The sequence below is a fragment of the Sphingobacterium hungaricum genome (assembly GCF_015210005.1).
Taxonomy (GTDB): Bacteria; Bacteroidota; Bacteroidia; order Sphingobacteriales; family Sphingobacteriaceae; genus Sphingobacterium; species Sphingobacterium hungaricum.
The window spans coordinates 944,912-960,811 of sequence record NZ_MU158698.1 but is presented as its reverse complement, the minus strand read 5'-3'; the positions used below and the strand labels follow the sequence as shown (position 1 = coordinate 960,811).

At 36.2% G+C, this 15,900-nt stretch carries 12 protein-coding genes; 5 read left to right on the top strand and 7 right to left on the bottom strand.

The features are described from left to right. Window positions 1-7: 7 nt before the first annotated feature. Window positions 8-1,228, bottom strand: a complete 1,221-nt coding sequence (locus C4F49_RS07405; RefSeq protein ID WP_196935236.1) for an OmpP1/FadL family transporter — start codon at window positions 1,226-1,228, stop codon at window positions 8-10. 185 nt (window positions 1,229-1,413) lie between these two features. Between C4F49_RS07405 and tpx the strand changes: the two genes are divergently transcribed. Continuing rightward, on the top strand, window positions 1,414-1,911 hold the full coding sequence (tpx, locus tag C4F49_RS07400; protein ID WP_196935235.1) for a thiol peroxidase: 498 nt from the start codon (window positions 1,414-1,416) through the stop codon (window positions 1,909-1,911). Between the two features lie 72 nt (window positions 1,912-1,983). Here tpx and C4F49_RS07395 read toward each other — a convergent pair whose 3' ends face one another. The 5 genes from C4F49_RS07395 to C4F49_RS07375 all read right to left on the bottom strand — a co-directional run bounded on the left by C4F49_RS07395 (window position 1,984) and on the right by C4F49_RS07375 (window position 9,040). Beyond that, complete coding sequence (locus tag C4F49_RS07395; RefSeq protein WP_196935234.1) at window positions 1,984-2,508, bottom strand: plastocyanin/azurin family copper-binding protein; 525 nt, start codon at window positions 2,506-2,508, stop codon at window positions 1,984-1,986. Window positions 2,509-2,598: 90 nt separating this feature from the next. Next, window positions 2,599-4,203, bottom strand: coding sequence for a response regulator (locus C4F49_RS07390; protein ID WP_231388232.1), 1,605 nt, complete (start codon window positions 4,201-4,203; stop codon window positions 2,599-2,601). Window position 4,204: 1 nt separating this feature from the next. Continuing rightward, window positions 4,205-4,774 (bottom strand): chemotaxis protein CheB, encoded by a 570-nt coding sequence (locus C4F49_RS07385; RefSeq protein ID WP_196935233.1) that lies wholly within the window; start codon window positions 4,772-4,774, stop codon window positions 4,205-4,207. Between the two features lies 1 nt (window position 4,775). Continuing rightward, on the bottom strand, window positions 4,776-5,609 hold the full coding sequence (locus tag C4F49_RS07380; RefSeq protein WP_196935232.1) for a CheR family methyltransferase: 834 nt from the start codon (window positions 5,607-5,609) through the stop codon (window positions 4,776-4,778). Next, window positions 5,597-9,040: a response regulator gene (locus C4F49_RS07375; RefSeq protein WP_196935231.1), complete on the bottom strand. Its 3,444-nt coding sequence runs from the start codon at window positions 9,038-9,040 to the stop codon at window positions 5,597-5,599. The genes C4F49_RS07380 and C4F49_RS07375 overlap by 13 nt, the downstream gene beginning before the upstream one ends. Before the next feature lie 417 nt (window positions 9,041-9,457). Here C4F49_RS07375 and floA point away from each other — a divergent pair, with 417 nt between their 5' ends. From floA to C4F49_RS07355, 4 genes are all read left to right on the top strand, one after another. Beyond that, window positions 9,458-10,435: a flotillin-like protein FloA gene (gene floA / locus C4F49_RS07370; RefSeq protein ID WP_196935230.1), complete on the top strand. Its 978-nt coding sequence runs from the start codon at window positions 9,458-9,460 to the stop codon at window positions 10,433-10,435. 64 nt (window positions 10,436-10,499) lie between these two features. Continuing rightward, entirely contained in the window at window positions 10,500-11,789 is a 1,290-nt protein-coding gene (locus C4F49_RS07365) for a DUF3472 domain-containing protein (RefSeq protein WP_196935229.1), read from the top strand. 282 nt (window positions 11,790-12,071) lie between these two features. Then, on the top strand, window positions 12,072-12,590 hold the full coding sequence (locus C4F49_RS07360) for a KdsC family phosphatase (RefSeq protein WP_196935228.1): 519 nt from the start codon (window positions 12,072-12,074) through the stop codon (window positions 12,588-12,590). Beyond that, on the top strand, window positions 12,590-13,180 hold the full coding sequence (locus tag C4F49_RS07355) for a Maf family protein (RefSeq protein ID WP_196935227.1): 591 nt from the start codon (window positions 12,590-12,592) through the stop codon (window positions 13,178-13,180). Before C4F49_RS07360 ends, C4F49_RS07355 begins: the two co-directional genes overlap by 1 nt. A 36-nt stretch (window positions 13,181-13,216) precedes the next feature. Here C4F49_RS07355 and C4F49_RS07350 read toward each other — a convergent pair whose 3' ends face one another. Further along, on the bottom strand, window positions 13,217-15,883 hold the full coding sequence (locus C4F49_RS07350; protein WP_196935226.1) for a TonB-dependent receptor domain-containing protein: 2,667 nt from the start codon (window positions 15,881-15,883) through the stop codon (window positions 13,217-13,219). Window positions 15,884-15,900: the final 17 nt, after the last annotated feature.

The following is a 15,900-nucleotide window of genomic DNA, read 5'->3' as shown; positions in this document are numbered from 1 at the left end:
CTTTGGATTACCATTTATAAGTTAATGACAAACCTGGAGCGTGAATATAAGTTTCATATCGTCCACTTAGGCGAGTTTCTATGTTGGTCGTCGTTCTTGGCTGGATATGTTGGAAAACATATGCACCCGACATTTCCCATTTCGGAGAAAATTCATAGGTGAAACCTGCAGAAGCCATAATCCTGTTGTTGTCCGGAGTTTCTGGATACACATATCCAGATTGAACCGGACTGTATACGTAACCCGCACCCACTCGAAGGGCTAGCTTATCCGTTGTTTGATGCTGTAAACCAACTTTTCCTGAAAATGCATTTTGATAATTTTTTTCAGAGTGCGTGTCCTGCAATACAGCCGTGTTTTCAGCGTAATCAAAATTTAGCTCCTTATAGATGCTGTAGTTGATGATCGTTGCATCCATTGCAACATCTAATTTTTTGCTCACTGGAAATGCGATACCTAAATTTAATGAAGAAGGCAATGGCAACTCAGCATTGAAAGTTGTGTTTGGAAATGAAGTGCTCAGGCCTGCTGGAACTGTAAATTGAGCATCCCCATCCTCTAATTTTGTAACGACTTTCGATCGGTAACTTAAGGAAATCGAAAACTCGTCCTCTAAGTTGTAATGTACACCAAGATTATACCCCATTCCAGAACCCGTTCCTGAAAGTTCAGCTTGTCCTGTACTTCCATCTGCATAATAAACAGGAATCGATCTCGATAAATCAACTTGTCCAATGTTGTACACAAATCCACCACCAAAACTGAAGTTGTCTGTTAGTTTGAAACTTAAGGTAGGCTGTATGTAAATCGCTCTTAATGAAAGACTATTTAAACTAAATTTTCCCGGCCAATCGCTTCCCCAATCAACGCCACCTCCAAAAGGCGTATAGACTCCGATACCTGCTTTCCACCACGAATTTTTCGGGCCGAATGTTGCGAATAAAGAAAATGGAGGACTTATTTGGAATTTCGTGTTGTGTGTTTGGTCGCTTCCTACTTCTTGAAAAGTAGAACGATACATGATCGCGTTTGCTCCAATCTGAATAGAATTGTGGTCCATTTTCACAAGTGCACCAGGATTGTAGAAAATTGAAGTTTCGTCAATAAACAATGCGGAACCTGCACCAGCCATTCCAAGAGCTTTTTGACTTTGTGTATTCACTTGGGAGCCTTGGGCAAATAATAATAAAGGACTTGATATTATTAATGTTAGTAATAATTTTTTCATAAAATTAGCGTTTACGGGGGTCTTAGCTTATAATTTAATTATGCTAACATAGTATTTTTTTTTGATAAAAAATATTTTTTTTAATCTTTTATTTTATTGTTTTCCAGTCATAAATCAGTTTTAGGCTTTAGGTTTTTGATGATATATCGTATCTTGACAAGAAATTCTTTAATTAAGCAAATATTATGGCACAAATAACATTTAAAGGTAGCCCCGTTCATACTTCAGGCGATCTTCCTAAAGTTGGTACACAAGCTCCAAATTTTTCATTGACAGCTGGAGATTTGTCACAAAAGTCATTAAGTGATTTTGAAGGCAAACGCGTTATCTTAAATATTTTTCCAAGTGTAGATACAGGGACTTGCGCAGCGTCAGTTCGTCATTTCAATCAATCAGCGGCTGGATTGGAAAACACGGTCGTTCTGTGTATTTCAAAAGATTTACCATTTGCGCAAGGACGTTTCTGCGCAGCGGAAGGTTTAGAAAATGTGATTACGCTTTCTGAATTTAAAGATGATGCATTCTCAAAGGCGTATGGTTTACGTGTTGAAGATGGACCTTTAGAAGGTTTATTGAGCAGAAGTGTCGTTGTTTTAAATGAAAAAGGCGAAGTTGTGTATACGGAGCAAGTTTCGGAAATTACAAATGAACCAAATTATGATGCGGCATTAGCTGTTGTTTAATTTGATCTTTGGATTATAAAAAAGCTCCGCTGAATTTGTTCAGCGGAGCTTTTTTTGTTCAGTGTTAAATCGTTACTCAGCAACAATTTTACCTTGCATAATTCCGTAGTGACCAGGGAAGCTACATAGGTAGGTATAAACACCTTTCTCTAATGTAAAAGTGATTTTATCTTCTTCTCCAGGACCCAATAATTTTGTGTGTGCAATGATTGATGATAATGATGTTTTTGGAATATAATCACTGTCTCTTGCAGCAGCAGCTTCAGCTCCGAATGTAGGTAAATCAATTCCTGGTTGTAAAACAATCAGGTTATGTCCCATAGATTCTTTAGGCATTTCACCGACATTTTTGAATGTAATCTCTACTGGCTCTCCCGCTTTTACACGAATTAGTTCCGTATTAAATTTCATTTGATCATTTCCTTCTACAGTCCATGTATTTGAAAGAGTTACATTTTCAATTCCCGGAACGGTTGTTTCTACAGCAGGAGTTTCTGTCTCCGTAGCTGTTGTTTCAGCAGCTTTTTTCTCATTGTTTCCACAAGCTGAAATCCCTAATGCTAAAGCTAAAATAGGTGCTAAAAATACTTTTTTCATTCGTAAAAAATTAAATTTTAATTATACGAAGATACTATTAATAATGCTATTATTCAATTTGTAAGCTAATTTGCTTTGGTCTTAAATTGATTATTTATTTCCTGTGATTTCGACGATTTTATAATACAAATCAAAAGGATCAAATGGTTTTCCGATAACGGCATCGGCTCCAGCTTTGTAGGCTGCTTGTTGTTCATACTCCAGCACCGATGCGGAAATTGTAATAATTGGAATGGATTTAACGCGGTCGCTTGGGTTAGATTTTATTTCATTAATAGCTTCAAATCCACTCATGATTGGCATGTGCGTATCCATCAGAATGATATCGTACATGTTTTTAATCGTATTTTCTACTGCAAATTTTCCGTTTTTAACAATATCGACATCACATCCCCATGTTCTCAGCATGTGTGCTAACATGAAGCTGTTCAGTTCATTGTCTTCTGCAACGAGTACGCGCAAATCATTCAGCCTTGGTAACTTTGTGTATTGCTGATTTTCCTTTTCTTCTTTTGAAGTGTAATAAAGCGACACTTGAAAAAGTGTTTCAAAATAAAATTCTGAACCTTTACCGTAAACGCTTTTCGCGCTTACTTTGCCTTTCATTAAATCTGCCAACCTTTTGACAATCGCCAAACCTAGACCCGTCCCGCCAAATTTACGTGTAATTCCATCATCCGCTTGCTCAAATGCAAGGAATATTTTTTCTACAGATTCAGATTTTATGCCTATTCCTGTGTCGATTACAGTGAATCTTATTAAATAGTTAGAGTCTAAATTTTCAATTACGTCGATACATAGTTTAATTTCACCTTGTTCGGTGAATTTCAGACTATTGGAAATAAAATTTCCGATGATTTGCTGTAAGCGCAAAGCATCCGATTTGATGTACATCGGTAACCGGGGATCTAATTTTATTTCAAAATTTAGACCCTTATTGCTTGCCTTGATGTTGTAGATTTTCTTGATATCATCTACCATTTCTTTGATGGACAAATCACGGTTGACGATTTTCAACATCCCCGAGTCAACCCTTGACAGATCTAGTATATCATTGATAATCAGCAGTAAAGATTGTGAAGCGCCGTCTAAACGATCTAACCAATCTCTTTGATCATCATCTAAGTGGGAGTTTTGAAGCATGTGTAAGATGCCCATTATACCGTTTATGGGCGTTCGAATTTCATGGCTCATATTCGCAAGAAAAATTTCTTTGGATTTTCGAGCCTCTACTGCTTCTTCTTTTGCGCGGATTAGATCTAATTTTGATTTCTCGAGCTCGATGTTTTTCTGCTTTATTTCCTCCTGAATATGAATTTGCTTGACAAAGGATTTGACTTTTGCTATTGTAATTTCAGGATTTAATGGTTTGTACAAATAATCCACAGCACCGCTTTCCAATCCTTTGATTAGGTATCGGTCTTCTTTGGAAATTGCTGTCACCATGATTGCAATAATATGGTTTGTCTTTGGGTTTGATTTCAACAAGGAAACAAATTCAAAACCATTGATTTCAGGCATTTGCACGTCTACTAATGCGATTGAAATCTGATCTTTCCAGCAAATTTTTAAAGCCTCATTCGGATCGCTGCACGAGATGATATTTATATGTTCAATATCTTCCAACAACGCCCTGAGACTAATTAAATTTTCTTCTTTATCATCCAGAAGCAGGAGGTTAACGTAATCCATCATATTAATTAATCGTACTGAAATATTGAATTATTTTTTTGTTATCGCATATCAGCGCATTTTCATTCTGCGAAATAGCATATTTTGTCATCACATCCATCTTGCTTTCCGCAGGATTCTGAACAAATGCCTGGCCTCCGTTACGTAGTACATGTGCTATTCCATTGGAACCATCCTGATTGGCTCCTGAAAGTAGAAATGCGCTGGCTTTATCCCCATAAACATCGGCTACACTTTCAAAAGTGACGTCGATGCTAGGTCTGGAAAATTGGATCGGCTCAGATTGGTCCAATGAAAACGTCTTATTGGGCTCAATCAGTAAATGATATCCTGGAGGCGCAAAGTAAATCCAATTTTGCTTGATCCGACCCTTGTCTTGTGCGGATTCTATGTTTTTTTCTAACTGGCTGGATAGGCTACTTTCAATCTGCGTTTCATACTTTGAATTTCTATGAATGACAACAATGATTGCGCAAGTGAAATAGGCTGGAAGCGCTTTTAAGATTTGTATGATCAAATCATACGATCCCGCCGACCCTCCAATTAATATGACATTCTCCGCCGCGCCTAACATCTTATTTTATTTTTTGATAAATGTTGTATGTTTTGTTTACTACTCTAAATTTCTTGCTCACTTCATGATTGTACAAAGTTTCTTTAGGGCCTAAACATAGAAAACCAAATAAACACAAAGATTCGTAAAACAAAGTAAATACTCTTTTTTGAAGTTCTAAATCAAAATAGATCAATACATTTCGGCAGACAATTAGCTGAAATTCGTTGAACACATTATCCGTCGCTAAATTATGTATGGAAAACAACATGTTTTTGCGTAAATCATGATTGATGATCGCAGCGTCATACATGGCCGTGTAATACGTTGAAAACTCTTCGTTTGAATTGTAAATATTAAAATTTTCCGTGTAATTTTTTACTTTTTTGATTGGATAAATTCCTTTTTTTGCAGTTTCCAATACTTGAGAATTAATATCGGTTCCATAAATAAAAGATTTATCCGTCAAATTGTTCTCTTTTAAAACAATGGATAAGGAATACACTTCTTCACCTGTTGCGCAACCTGCACTCCAGATTTTTATTTTTGGAAATGTTTTCAGGTAGGAAAATACTTCGGTAGTTAGCAATGAATAGAATTCCGGATCGCGAAACATTTCGGTAACATTCACCGTTATTTCCTGTATAAAGTAATTGTAAAACCCTTCAACATTCACAACTGCATTTTTCAAATCCATGTAATCCATTTTTTCCAATGCCATGATTCGTTGAACACGCCTTTTCAATGAAGTTTTGGTGTAACCAGACAAATCGTAGTCCGATACGTTTTTCATTAAATAAATTAGGTCTTCTAATTCTTCAAACGAGATGTTGACATTTGAATTTAACTGATCCATACTTGCATTAATGAAATTAATTTATCCATATCGATCGGTTTGCTCACATAATCATTTGCTCCCAATTGAATTGATTTTTCTCTATCGCCTTTCATCGCTTTCGCTGTCACTGCGATGATTGGTAAGTTTTTTAAAGCTTTGTTTTTACGAATGATTTCGATGGCTTCATAGCCATCCATTTCAGGCATCATAATGTCCATTAGCACAATGTCCACCTTATTCTGCAAATCTTCCAAAAAGTCGACTGCTTCTTTCCCATTGTTGGCAACTTCAACAGTCATCTCCTGATTTTCTAACGAAGTTGTTAACGCGAATACGTTACGCATATCATCATCCACCACCAATATTTTTTTGCCTTTTAAATTATTTGGTCTAAAACCATCTTTAGCAACGATATTTGACGTGTTTTTGATCGGCTGATAATTTTCGGTGTTGATTTTGTTCAAAAACAAGTTTACTTCATCAATCAAGCGGCTATTTGATTTTCCTGTCTTAATCACCATCGCTCTCGATTTACTAAGGATATGGTTTGTTTGTTTTGGGGTCAATTCATACGCTGTATTGATGATAATTGGGATTTCTGCATATCGTTCAATTGACTTTATTTCATCCAATAATTCTAAGCCCGTAACATCTGGAAGGTTAAGATCCATAATGATGCAGTCGATATTTTTGGAATCATTTAATTTGGTTAAAGCCGATTCAGCCGTAAACGCTTGAATTACGTTGATGTTTTGATCTGTAAACGAGTTTTTAATGAAATCACTTTGTAATTCCTGATCTTCAATCAGAAGGACATTTTTGATTGTTGTTGATATGTTTAAACTGATTGTTTTAAAAGTTTCCTTTATGCTGTTTTCAGACACAGGCTTAGCCATAAAACCAATAGCACCTTTCTCTATGAATTCCTTTCGTTCTAAAGATGCTGCAGACATCATGTGGATTGGAATATTTTTGGTGTCGGCATCATTTTTCAACGTGCGTAAAACTTCCCAACCATCCGTCAAAGGAAGCATGACATCTAAAATAATGGCATCGGGAATATCTTGTTTTGCTAATTTGATTCCCATAACACCATCATTCGCAATTTTGACCTCAAAGCCATAGTTTTCTGCAAACGTTTTTAAAATGTCGGCAAAATTGGTGTCGTCTTCGATAATCAAAATTCTTTTAAGCAGATCGTTTCCTTCGTTAGCGACAGCTATAGGCATAGGATCTACTTTACTTATTAACGGTGTTTCCTTCGTGGGAGGCTTTTCGTCAATTTCAATTTTGGTTTCGGCTTTTATTTCCGTCTGATAAGGTATGACGAGCGTGAATGAACTTCCGACTTCGAGTTCGCTTTCTAAAATAATACGTCCGCCCAATAAAGACGCGATTTCCTTACTTATGGATAACCCTAAGCCGGTTCCTCCGTATTTCCTGCTTGTGGATCCATCCTCTTGTCGAAAAGCTTCGAAGATTAAGTCCTTCTTTTCTCCCGAAATGCCTTTGCCATTGTCCCTAACTGTAAAGTGTAAATTGTCATTTTTCAAATCAATTGAAAAATCGACTTTTCCGCTTTTTTCTGTGAATTTAAAAGCATTCGACAAAAAGTTTTTAAGAATTTGCTGCAAACGATATTCATCAGTCACGAAATCTTTTGGAATTTCAGCATTTATCGTTGTCGTAAATTCAATGTTTTTTTGCAGCGCAATTTCCTTAAATAGGCTATGCAATTCATTTGTGAAGTCGGCGGCATTAATTGATTCCATATTTAATTCTACCTTACCAGACTCAATTTTTGCTAGATCGAGCAACTCATTGATAAGTTCTAGTAGATCAGAACCCGCGCTATGTATTACGCTTGCGTATTTTACCTGTTCTGCAGTCAAGTTCTGCTTTTTGTTATCTTGAAGCAGCTTCGCTAAAATAAGCACACTGTTCAAAGGTGTTCTTAATTCATGGCTCATATTCGCCATAAACTCGGATTTATAGCTGCTTGCTTGCTCAACTTCCGCAATTTTCTGTTCCACAATTTTCTGTGCATTGTTGAGTTCCAAATTCCTTCTTTCCAATTCGGATGCTTTGTTTGTCAACTCGAAATTCGTATGGGAAAGCTCTTCTTGTTGAACTCTTAACTCTTCTTCAGATGATTCCAGAAGGTTTGTTTTGTAGATCAATTCCTCGTTGGTGATGCGAAGTTCTTCTTGCTGTGCTTCAAGTTCTTCGGTTTGTCGCTGTGTCTCTTCCAACAAATTCTCCACCAATTTATGGCTTTGGCCAAATTTAATTGCAGTTGCAATATTTCTGGCAATCCGTTTTAAATATTCTAAAAGTGACGGTTGATTAATTTTGTTAAATTTACCTACGACCTCTAATAAGCCTATGCACTGATTTTCATGGACCAATGGAAAAAGTATGACCTGCGCAGGGAAGTTACCAATGAATGTGGTGTTGATGGAATAGTTTTCCGATTCTTGCAGAGAGATGATCCGATGTTCTTTGTTTTTTACGATTGATCCTAAAAAACCCTCACCTTCTAAAAATGAATTTTGATTTTCATTTTTATTCGCCAATCCTTGTTCAGCTCTGAGGTGAAATTCATAGGAGTCAATCTTTCGGATATAGATTGCAGAGGCATACGAGCTTAAGGATTCTGAAGCAGTCTGTATCGTAATATCACAAATTTTTCGTTCGTCATCAATTCCATTTAGTTTTTCATACAAGATGGTCGAATGTTCTAAAACCCAATTCGCAGATTCTACTTTTTTTGAAACATCTTTTAGCTCTTTGTTTAATTTAAATTCATTTTTAGCAGACTCCCTTAAAAAATTTAGAGCTTTAATTACTTTGTATAAAACATAAAATATGATAAACAGAGCGACTATTATGGCTGAAATGGTAATTATTTTAGCTTTTTGTATGTCTTTGTGCTTCTCGAAAACAATTCTATCCCTAGCTTTAAGTAGATCGTTATCCATCGAGTCTATTAAATTACGAGCCGTTTGCTGTTCAGAAACTAATTGTATAGTTAATTCTTGGCTTGATTTTGAAGAGCTGATTTGTTTAAAATTTTCAAGATCCGTTATAGAGTCTATGTTGGTTTTTAATGATTTAAAGATGGATGAGTTTTCATTAGATACTTCATCAGACTTGTTGAGGCGAGCAAAAATTGTTTGGATGGAATCTTGCGATTTGGAATAGCTATTTAAATTTAAGCGATTATTATTTTGAATAAATAAAGCTTTTTGCTGAATAACTTTAGAAACTTCCCCATGAAGTTGTGAGGTTAATGCTAATTTTTCTCCAGTAATTTGAATTATTCTTTCCGAGTAATCAGTGCTGTTTGTTAATTGATTGAAAAAATAAAAAAAAGATAAAACTATTATCAAATAAGCACCAACTATGCTTAATGTAATTTGAATTCTGTATTTATTATTTTTAGTCATGTTGCGTTTTTCTAAGTAAATTCTACAAAACGGTACTCAAAAATACCTATAAAATTACTTTGGTTAAATTAATTCCATAAAAAGTTTTTCTTGTTAATTTAATTAATCAATGATTAATCATTAGTTTATATAACAGAATGATTTATTATGATTTACGAATAAAAATTAAGTTTAAGTAATATTATTTTATGAATTTAAGATAAATTCTAAGATACGGTTTTGAGTTAATCAATCATTTTAAAATTTTTAGTATCAATTCGTATAATTTACACTATTAAAATAATATTCGAAATTAATAAATTAATTAAAACTATTGCCAAATTAATTATTTAGCATGAATAATTATGTTTTTTGGTTGATTAATTGATTAAACCCAAATTTAACAATATCTTTAATGAAATTAATTTTAAAAACCTTATGGATCCAAGTATTTCAATCATTCTAATAATCGTTGGTTCGGTCGTAGCTTTCTTTCTTTTGTTGTATCTTTTGCCTGTTAATTTATGGTTTACAGCACAGCTGTCAAATGTAAAAATTAGCTTGCTAAATCTAGTGCTGATGCGTTTACGGAAAGTACCTCCATCTTTAGTAACCAATGCGATGATTATTTCCTCCAAAGCAGGTTTGAAGATTACTTCAAATGAAATTGAAACACACTATTTGGCGGGTGGAAATGTCAACAAAGTAATTAAAGCGTTAATATCGGCAGATAAAGCAAATATTCCATTAGATTTTAAATTAGCTACGGCAATTGATTTAGCCGGCCGTGATGTTTTTGATGCGGTACAATTATCGGTTAATCCTCAAGTTATTAACACGCCTCCAGTTGCTGCAGTAGCAAAGGACGGTATTCAATTAATTGCTAAAGCAAGGGTAACGGTTCGCGCAAACATCAACCAATTAGTAGGTGGTGCTGGTGAAGAAACAATTTTGGCACGTGTCGGTGAGGGTATCGTAACGACGATTGGTTCTTCGACGAACCATAAAGAAGTATTGGAGAATCCAGATAAAATTTCTAAAACAGTGCTTTCTAAAGGATTGGATTCGGGTACAGCTTTTGAAATCTTATCCATTGACATTGCAGATATCGATATCGGTGAAAATATCGGTGCTAAATTGCAAATTGACCAAGCTGAGGCTGATTTGAAAGTGGCTAACGCAAGAGCTGAAGAGCGAAGAGCAATGGCTGTGGCATCAGAACAAGAGATGAGAGCAAAAGCGCAAGAGGCTAAAGCGAAAGTTATCGAAGCAGAAGCCCAAGTTCCTTTGGCTATGGCTGAAGCTTTCCGAAACGGAAATTTAGGCATTATGGACTATTATAAAATGCAGAATATTCAAGCGGACACGGAAATGAGAGGTTCCATTTCCAAACCTGGAAGTTCAGATAAAAAGTAAACTAAGTAACTTATTTAAACCGATTAAAATTTTTAATCGGTTTTTTTTGGATTAAAAATAAATCATGAAACATTTTTTAAGCACATTATTCATTTTATTTTTCGGCTACACTTCTGTGCTATCACAACAAACGGATAGTATCTTGATTGAAATTCCTATCGAAGGAAATTCTTGGTTTTCACCAAAATCTGCGAGTAATCGCTCAGACCTAAAACGAAAATTAGAAAGCTGGAATTCAATCAATCAGGCATTGAAAACCTATGTGTATTTTTCAAAGCCGGGTAAATTTACCTTAAGTTTGGTTGCTGGGAAATTGAATGAATATGGAGATTTTAAATTAGAAGCTTTTGGAAAAAGTACAACTATTTCTTTCGCTAAAAATGATGAGAAAGTTTATGTAGGTAATTTTGAAGTTGCTAAATCCGGATACTATCCAATCCAGCTAACAAAGAAGAATGCGACGCATTCGCCTGTTTTTAATCGCTTTGAAATTCAAGGTTTGCCGGAATTCCTTTCAGGCATAGATTATGTAAAAAACAATGAAGGGAATTTTTTCTACTGGGGGCGTCGTGGCGCTTCTGTTCATCTTTCCTATGAATTGCCCAACGAAAAGGAAATTACTTATTTCTACAATGAATTGATAGTTCCTGAGGGAAATGACGTTTTGGGTTCTTACTTTATGGCGAATGGTTTTGGAGAAGGTTATTTTGGGATGCAGGTAAATTCGCCGACTGAGCGTCGCGTATTGTTCAGCGTTTGGAGTCCATTTCATACAGATAATCCAAAAGAAATACCAGAAGACCAAGTAATTAAACTAATCAGTAAAGGAGCGAATGTGAATACAGGCGAATTTGGAAATGAAGGTTCTGGCGGACAGTCGTATTTAGTCCATAACTGGAAAGCAGGGGAGAAGTATAAATTTTTGTTGAGAGGAAAGCCTGTAGAAAATAATTATACCGAATTTACAGCTTGGTTTTTTTCTCCGGAATGGAATGAATGGCGTTTGATAGCAAAGTTTCAACGACCAAAAACAAAAACGTATTTAACTAGATTGCATTCCTTTTTAGAGAATTTTTTACCTGAACAGGGCGATGTTTCCAGAAAGCTTTTGATTGCCAATCAATGGGCCTATGATACTTCTGGGAATTGGCATGAATTAACTAAGGCTAAATTTACGGTGGATGAAACAGGAAGTAAATCGTTCCGAATGGATTATGCTGGAGGCGTTGATGGAGACAATTTTTATTTAAAGAATTGTGGGTTTTTCAATCAGTTTACCAAGGCAAATACCGACTTTGTGCGCAACAAAAGAGGCGTCGCTCCGGTTATTGATTTTAAATCCTTGCCAGAATAATTGTAAAATACAAAACCCTGACGATGGGCGCCAGGGTTTGTTACTAACCAATTATAAACCTAAATTATGAAAAGACTCTTTTATTCGTTAAAACCCTTTTAAATCTTAACGAGAGTACAAATGTACTGCAAGAAATCGTTTTAGCAAAATATAAATTGTTAAAATCTGTTATAACATCTATTTCTTTACAATTCATTGATTTATAAAAATGCCAATCGCCTTTAAAACCAAATTAAGCAATTCATTTTTTGTGAATACAATAATTCCTTATAAATTGTAGCCATGGTTTATGAAGAATTTGCTAAAGTAACAGCAATCATTTTAGATGTGGACGGCGTGTTGACCGATGGAGTGATTCAAGTCAATGAAGAAGGGCATCAGTTAAGAGCATTTCAGGTAAAAGATGGGTATGCCATTCAGTTAGCTGTAAAATCTGGCGTATTCGTATTTGCGATTTCGGGTGCAAAATCCAATGGAGTAAAGATGAGATTGGAAGGTCTAGGAGTCGAAGAAATTCACTTAGGAATCAGCGATAAAGTTTCTGTGTTGGATTCTCTTGTCGATAAATATAATCTAGATAAAGCTACAATTTTGTACATGGGTGATGATATTCCTGATTATTATGCGATGCAAGAAGTCGGATTGCCGGTTTGCCCGTCTGATGCGGTGGAAGAAATCAAGGCCATTTCCAAATATGTATCCTCCAAATCGGGTGGAAATGGTGCGGTGAGAGATGTGATTGAAAAGGTATTGAAGCTTCAAGGAAAATGGTTTTTGGACGATAAAATTAAAAGTATATAATGTTGCTTCATCAAAAATTAAAAGACATTCCGGTTATTTTGGGTTCTCAGTCTCCGAGAAGAAAGGAATTGTTAGCCTCTTTATTAATCGATTTTGAGGTGCTGATTAAAGACACTGACGAATCCTATGATGCCTCATTAACGGCGAAGGAGATTGTAGAGCAGATTGCGTTAAAAAAACTACATGCGATTAATGAAGAAAATTATAGAAATCATTTGCTGATTACAGCCGATACCATTGTGGTCACTGATGACAACTTGATTTTGGGCAAGCCAAAGGATAGGGAAGAAGCAAAGTCAACGCTGAATATGTTGTCAGCCAAATCACATCATGTGTATACAGCGGTTGCGTATTCATTTCAAGGAAAAATAAATTGGTTTTCAGAATTAACAACCGTCACGTTTGAAAAGCTCTCTGATGAGCTGATTGATTTTTATTTGGATAATTACAATCCATATGACAAAGCGGGTTCTTATGGAATCCAAGAATGGTTTGGTAGAGTCGCTGTGAGAGGCATGGACGGTTCCTACGAAAATGTTATGGGCCTGCCAACGGCACGCTTGTATAAAGAGTTAATCAAATTCTTTTAAAAGGAAAGGGCAATTTTTTAGATTGCCCTTTTATTTTTATTTAATGTGGTATCGAATTCCTGTGTAGAACATTCTTCCAGTTAACGGCCCCCAAAGCATGTTTGTATCAAAAAAGCTTCCAAATGGGTCATCAAAGGCTAGAATAGGGTCTTTTTGGAAATAGTTTGTTAAATTCTCTCCACCCAAATACACGTCAAAGTTTTTGTTTTTGCCAAATGTTTTGCTAACCTGCGCATTCATTGTGACGTATGGTTTAGAATATTCTGAAAGTTGATAAGCCTGTGGATTGCTGGCGGTCGACGGTAACCGTTTTTCGCCAACAATGTTAAGCGTATAATCAAAACTCCATCCGCTATGCAAATTGTAGGCTAAATTTGTAAATCCTCGGTGCTTCGCAATCATTGGTTTTGATAATTGTCCGCTTTCAAAATCAGTTTTTACGTCCAATAATCGGTAAGCCATTCTTGCTTCAAAATGTTGAGCAGGCATAAATCTAAACTCTGCCTGAAGACTGTTAGAATAAGATTTGCCATCTAAATTATAGAATGACACTTCTCTTGGGTTTTCAAAATCGATTACGACTTGATTCTGAAAATTATTATGGAACAATTCCACCGAAACTCCTGATTCACGTCCAAATAATTGAAACTGCTGGTCAACCGTAAAGCCGGTATTCCAAGAAACTTCAGGTGCAAGTCCGTATGCATTTTCGCCAGAAGCTAGTGCGCTCAGATTAGAAATGCTTCTGCTTGAAGCAAAAATCCCAAGATTTTCAGCGAAAATATTCGCTGTTCGCTGTCCTCTTCCAGAACTCACGCGTAATGTTGTGCTTGAAAATGGCTGATAACGAATGACAGCTCTAGGAGTGGTAAACCAACCATACAAATTATTGTAATCTTGTCTCAACCCTAGAACGGCATCAAAATTTTCAGCCGGGCTATAGGTGTATTCTGCAAATACTCCAGAAACCGCTTCATTGCGAGCAACGTCATAGTTGTAATCGGAAACTCTAGCCAGATTTTCATCATATTTATCAAATTGGAAAGAGGTTCCAACTTTGTATTTATGTGCAACCGAACCGATAATGTCTTGAAAAAGCAAGTTGGCGTATGCACTTGTCTGCTCATTATCATATGAATTCAATCCGAAAAAGCTTTCTTGAGTGAAGTTGCTAGCCGATAATTGAAGTCCTAAGCTTCTGTGTTTGTTGGTTGGGAAAACATAGCCAATTTTGGCAAAACCTTCAACGCGTTCGTTGCGAAATCCTAAGCCATAGGAGTTTGTCGTGTACTTATCGGTATTTTCATCAAATCCGATTTGTCCACCGATGCGGTCATCCAATAAATATTTAACACCGAATTGAGCAATCACACCCTTGCCATTTTCATAATGCCAGCGATTGACACCCGAAAACGTATTTCCTACTGGAATGTCTCGGAATCCATTATCGCTAAAGTTCATTTCTTTATTGTACATGAAATTATCATGCAAAAGCAATCCTACAGACCAGTTATGACTAATTTTTTGCGCCAGATTTAAATTTATATCTGTGCGCCCCATATTATTTGCGTATGCGTTAAAGAATACTTTTTCGGAATTATGCGGTTTTTTTAATTCTACATTGATTTGGCCGGCCATGTTTTCAAAGCCATTTGCAACTGAACCTATCCCTTTGCTAATGTTGATGGATTCAATCCACGTTCCTGCAATGCTATTTAACCCTAAAGGAGAAGCAAAACCTCTCGGTCCGGGTAAATTTTCAACAGTTAATTGTGTGTAAATTCCACTTAAACCAAGCATTTGGATTTGTTTACTTCCTGTCACTGCATCACTGCTGACAACATCGACAGAAGCATTTGTCTCAAAGCTTTCGCTTAAATCACAGCATGCTGCCTTGAATAATTCTTTAGCGGTCAAAATCTCTACTCGGTTAGGAGATAAAGACGATATGTAATTTGATTTCTTGCGTCTTGATACGACAACCTCGCCAAGCACATTGTTCTTCGCTGATATCATGAGCACTTCGTGCAGGTTTTTAACTTCCACAGTATCAGGCGACATACTTGCATGCGAAAATACTAAATAACGAAGGCCTTTTTCGTGCATGATTTTAAATACGCCATTCTCGTTGGATGTCGTTTTTTTCTTTTCTTTGCCAACCCAATACACATTAACTCCTGTAATTGGCGTTAAATCACCGCGTTCGCTTTCGTTAACGATAACACCCGTAACCTCATGGTCATGGTCGTGGTCATGACCGCCGTCGCCCGACGCTGTCGCTTCAGCATGGTCGTGCCCTTCGTGATCATCATGGTCGTGCCCTTCGTGATCATCATGGTCGTGCCCTTCATGGTCTGTAGCTGTCGAGTCCCAACGCTCATACATACAGCATTCGTGTAGTTTTTCATATACCTCGTCAGATGCACGGAACTCTTCCGTATCGTGTCCGACTGATGCGATTTGTTGTTTTATTTTATCTAGAGAAACTTTTGATGAATCAAATTCTATCGTCAGTTTTCTCGTTTCAATGCTCCAGTCTGCGGTTTTTGCCCCAGCCTCGGTCGCTGCTTTTTCAATTCTTTTCTTACACATTCCACAATTTCCTACAACATCAAAACTTGTTTTAGTTTGTTGCGCAAATACTTGTTGATTGCTTAATATGATGCTTACTGTAAGAAATAGAAATAATTTTATAATATTCATTCCAAATTATTTTAAAG

Coding starts and splice junctions, on each gene's coding strand:
- C4F49_RS07355 (WP_196935227.1), top strand. CDS start 12,590: ATGTTGCTTCATCAAAAATTAAAAGACATTCCGGTTATTTTGGGTTCT.
- C4F49_RS07395 (WP_196935234.1), bottom strand. CDS start 2,508: ATGAAAAAAGTATTTTTAGCACCTATTTTAGCTTTAGCATTAGGGATT.
- C4F49_RS07390 (WP_231388232.1), bottom strand. CDS start 4,203: ATGATGGATTACGTTAACCTCCTGCTTCTGGATGATAAAGAAGAAAAT.
- C4F49_RS07405 (WP_196935236.1), bottom strand. CDS start 1,228: ATGAAAAAATTATTACTAACATTAATAATATCAAGTCCTTTATTATTA.
- C4F49_RS07365 (WP_196935229.1), top strand. CDS start 10,500: ATGAAACATTTTTTAAGCACATTATTCATTTTATTTTTCGGCTACACT.
- C4F49_RS07375 (WP_196935231.1), bottom strand. CDS start 9,040: ATGACTAAAAATAATAAATACAGAATTCAAATTACATTAAGCATAGTT.
- C4F49_RS07350 (WP_196935226.1), bottom strand. CDS start 15,883: ATGAATATTATAAAATTATTTCTATTTCTTACAGTAAGCATCATATTA.
- floA (WP_196935230.1), top strand. CDS start 9,458: ATGGATCCAAGTATTTCAATCATTCTAATAATCGTTGGTTCGGTCGTA.
- C4F49_RS07380 (WP_196935232.1), bottom strand. CDS start 5,609: ATGGATCAGTTAAATTCAAATGTCAACATCTCGTTTGAAGAATTAGAA.
- tpx (WP_196935235.1), top strand. CDS start 1,414: ATGGCACAAATAACATTTAAAGGTAGCCCCGTTCATACTTCAGGCGAT.
- C4F49_RS07385 (WP_196935233.1), bottom strand. CDS start 4,774: ATGTTAGGCGCGGCGGAGAATGTCATATTAATTGGAGGGTCGGCGGGA.
- C4F49_RS07360 (WP_196935228.1), top strand. CDS start 12,072: ATGGTTTATGAAGAATTTGCTAAAGTAACAGCAATCATTTTAGATGTG.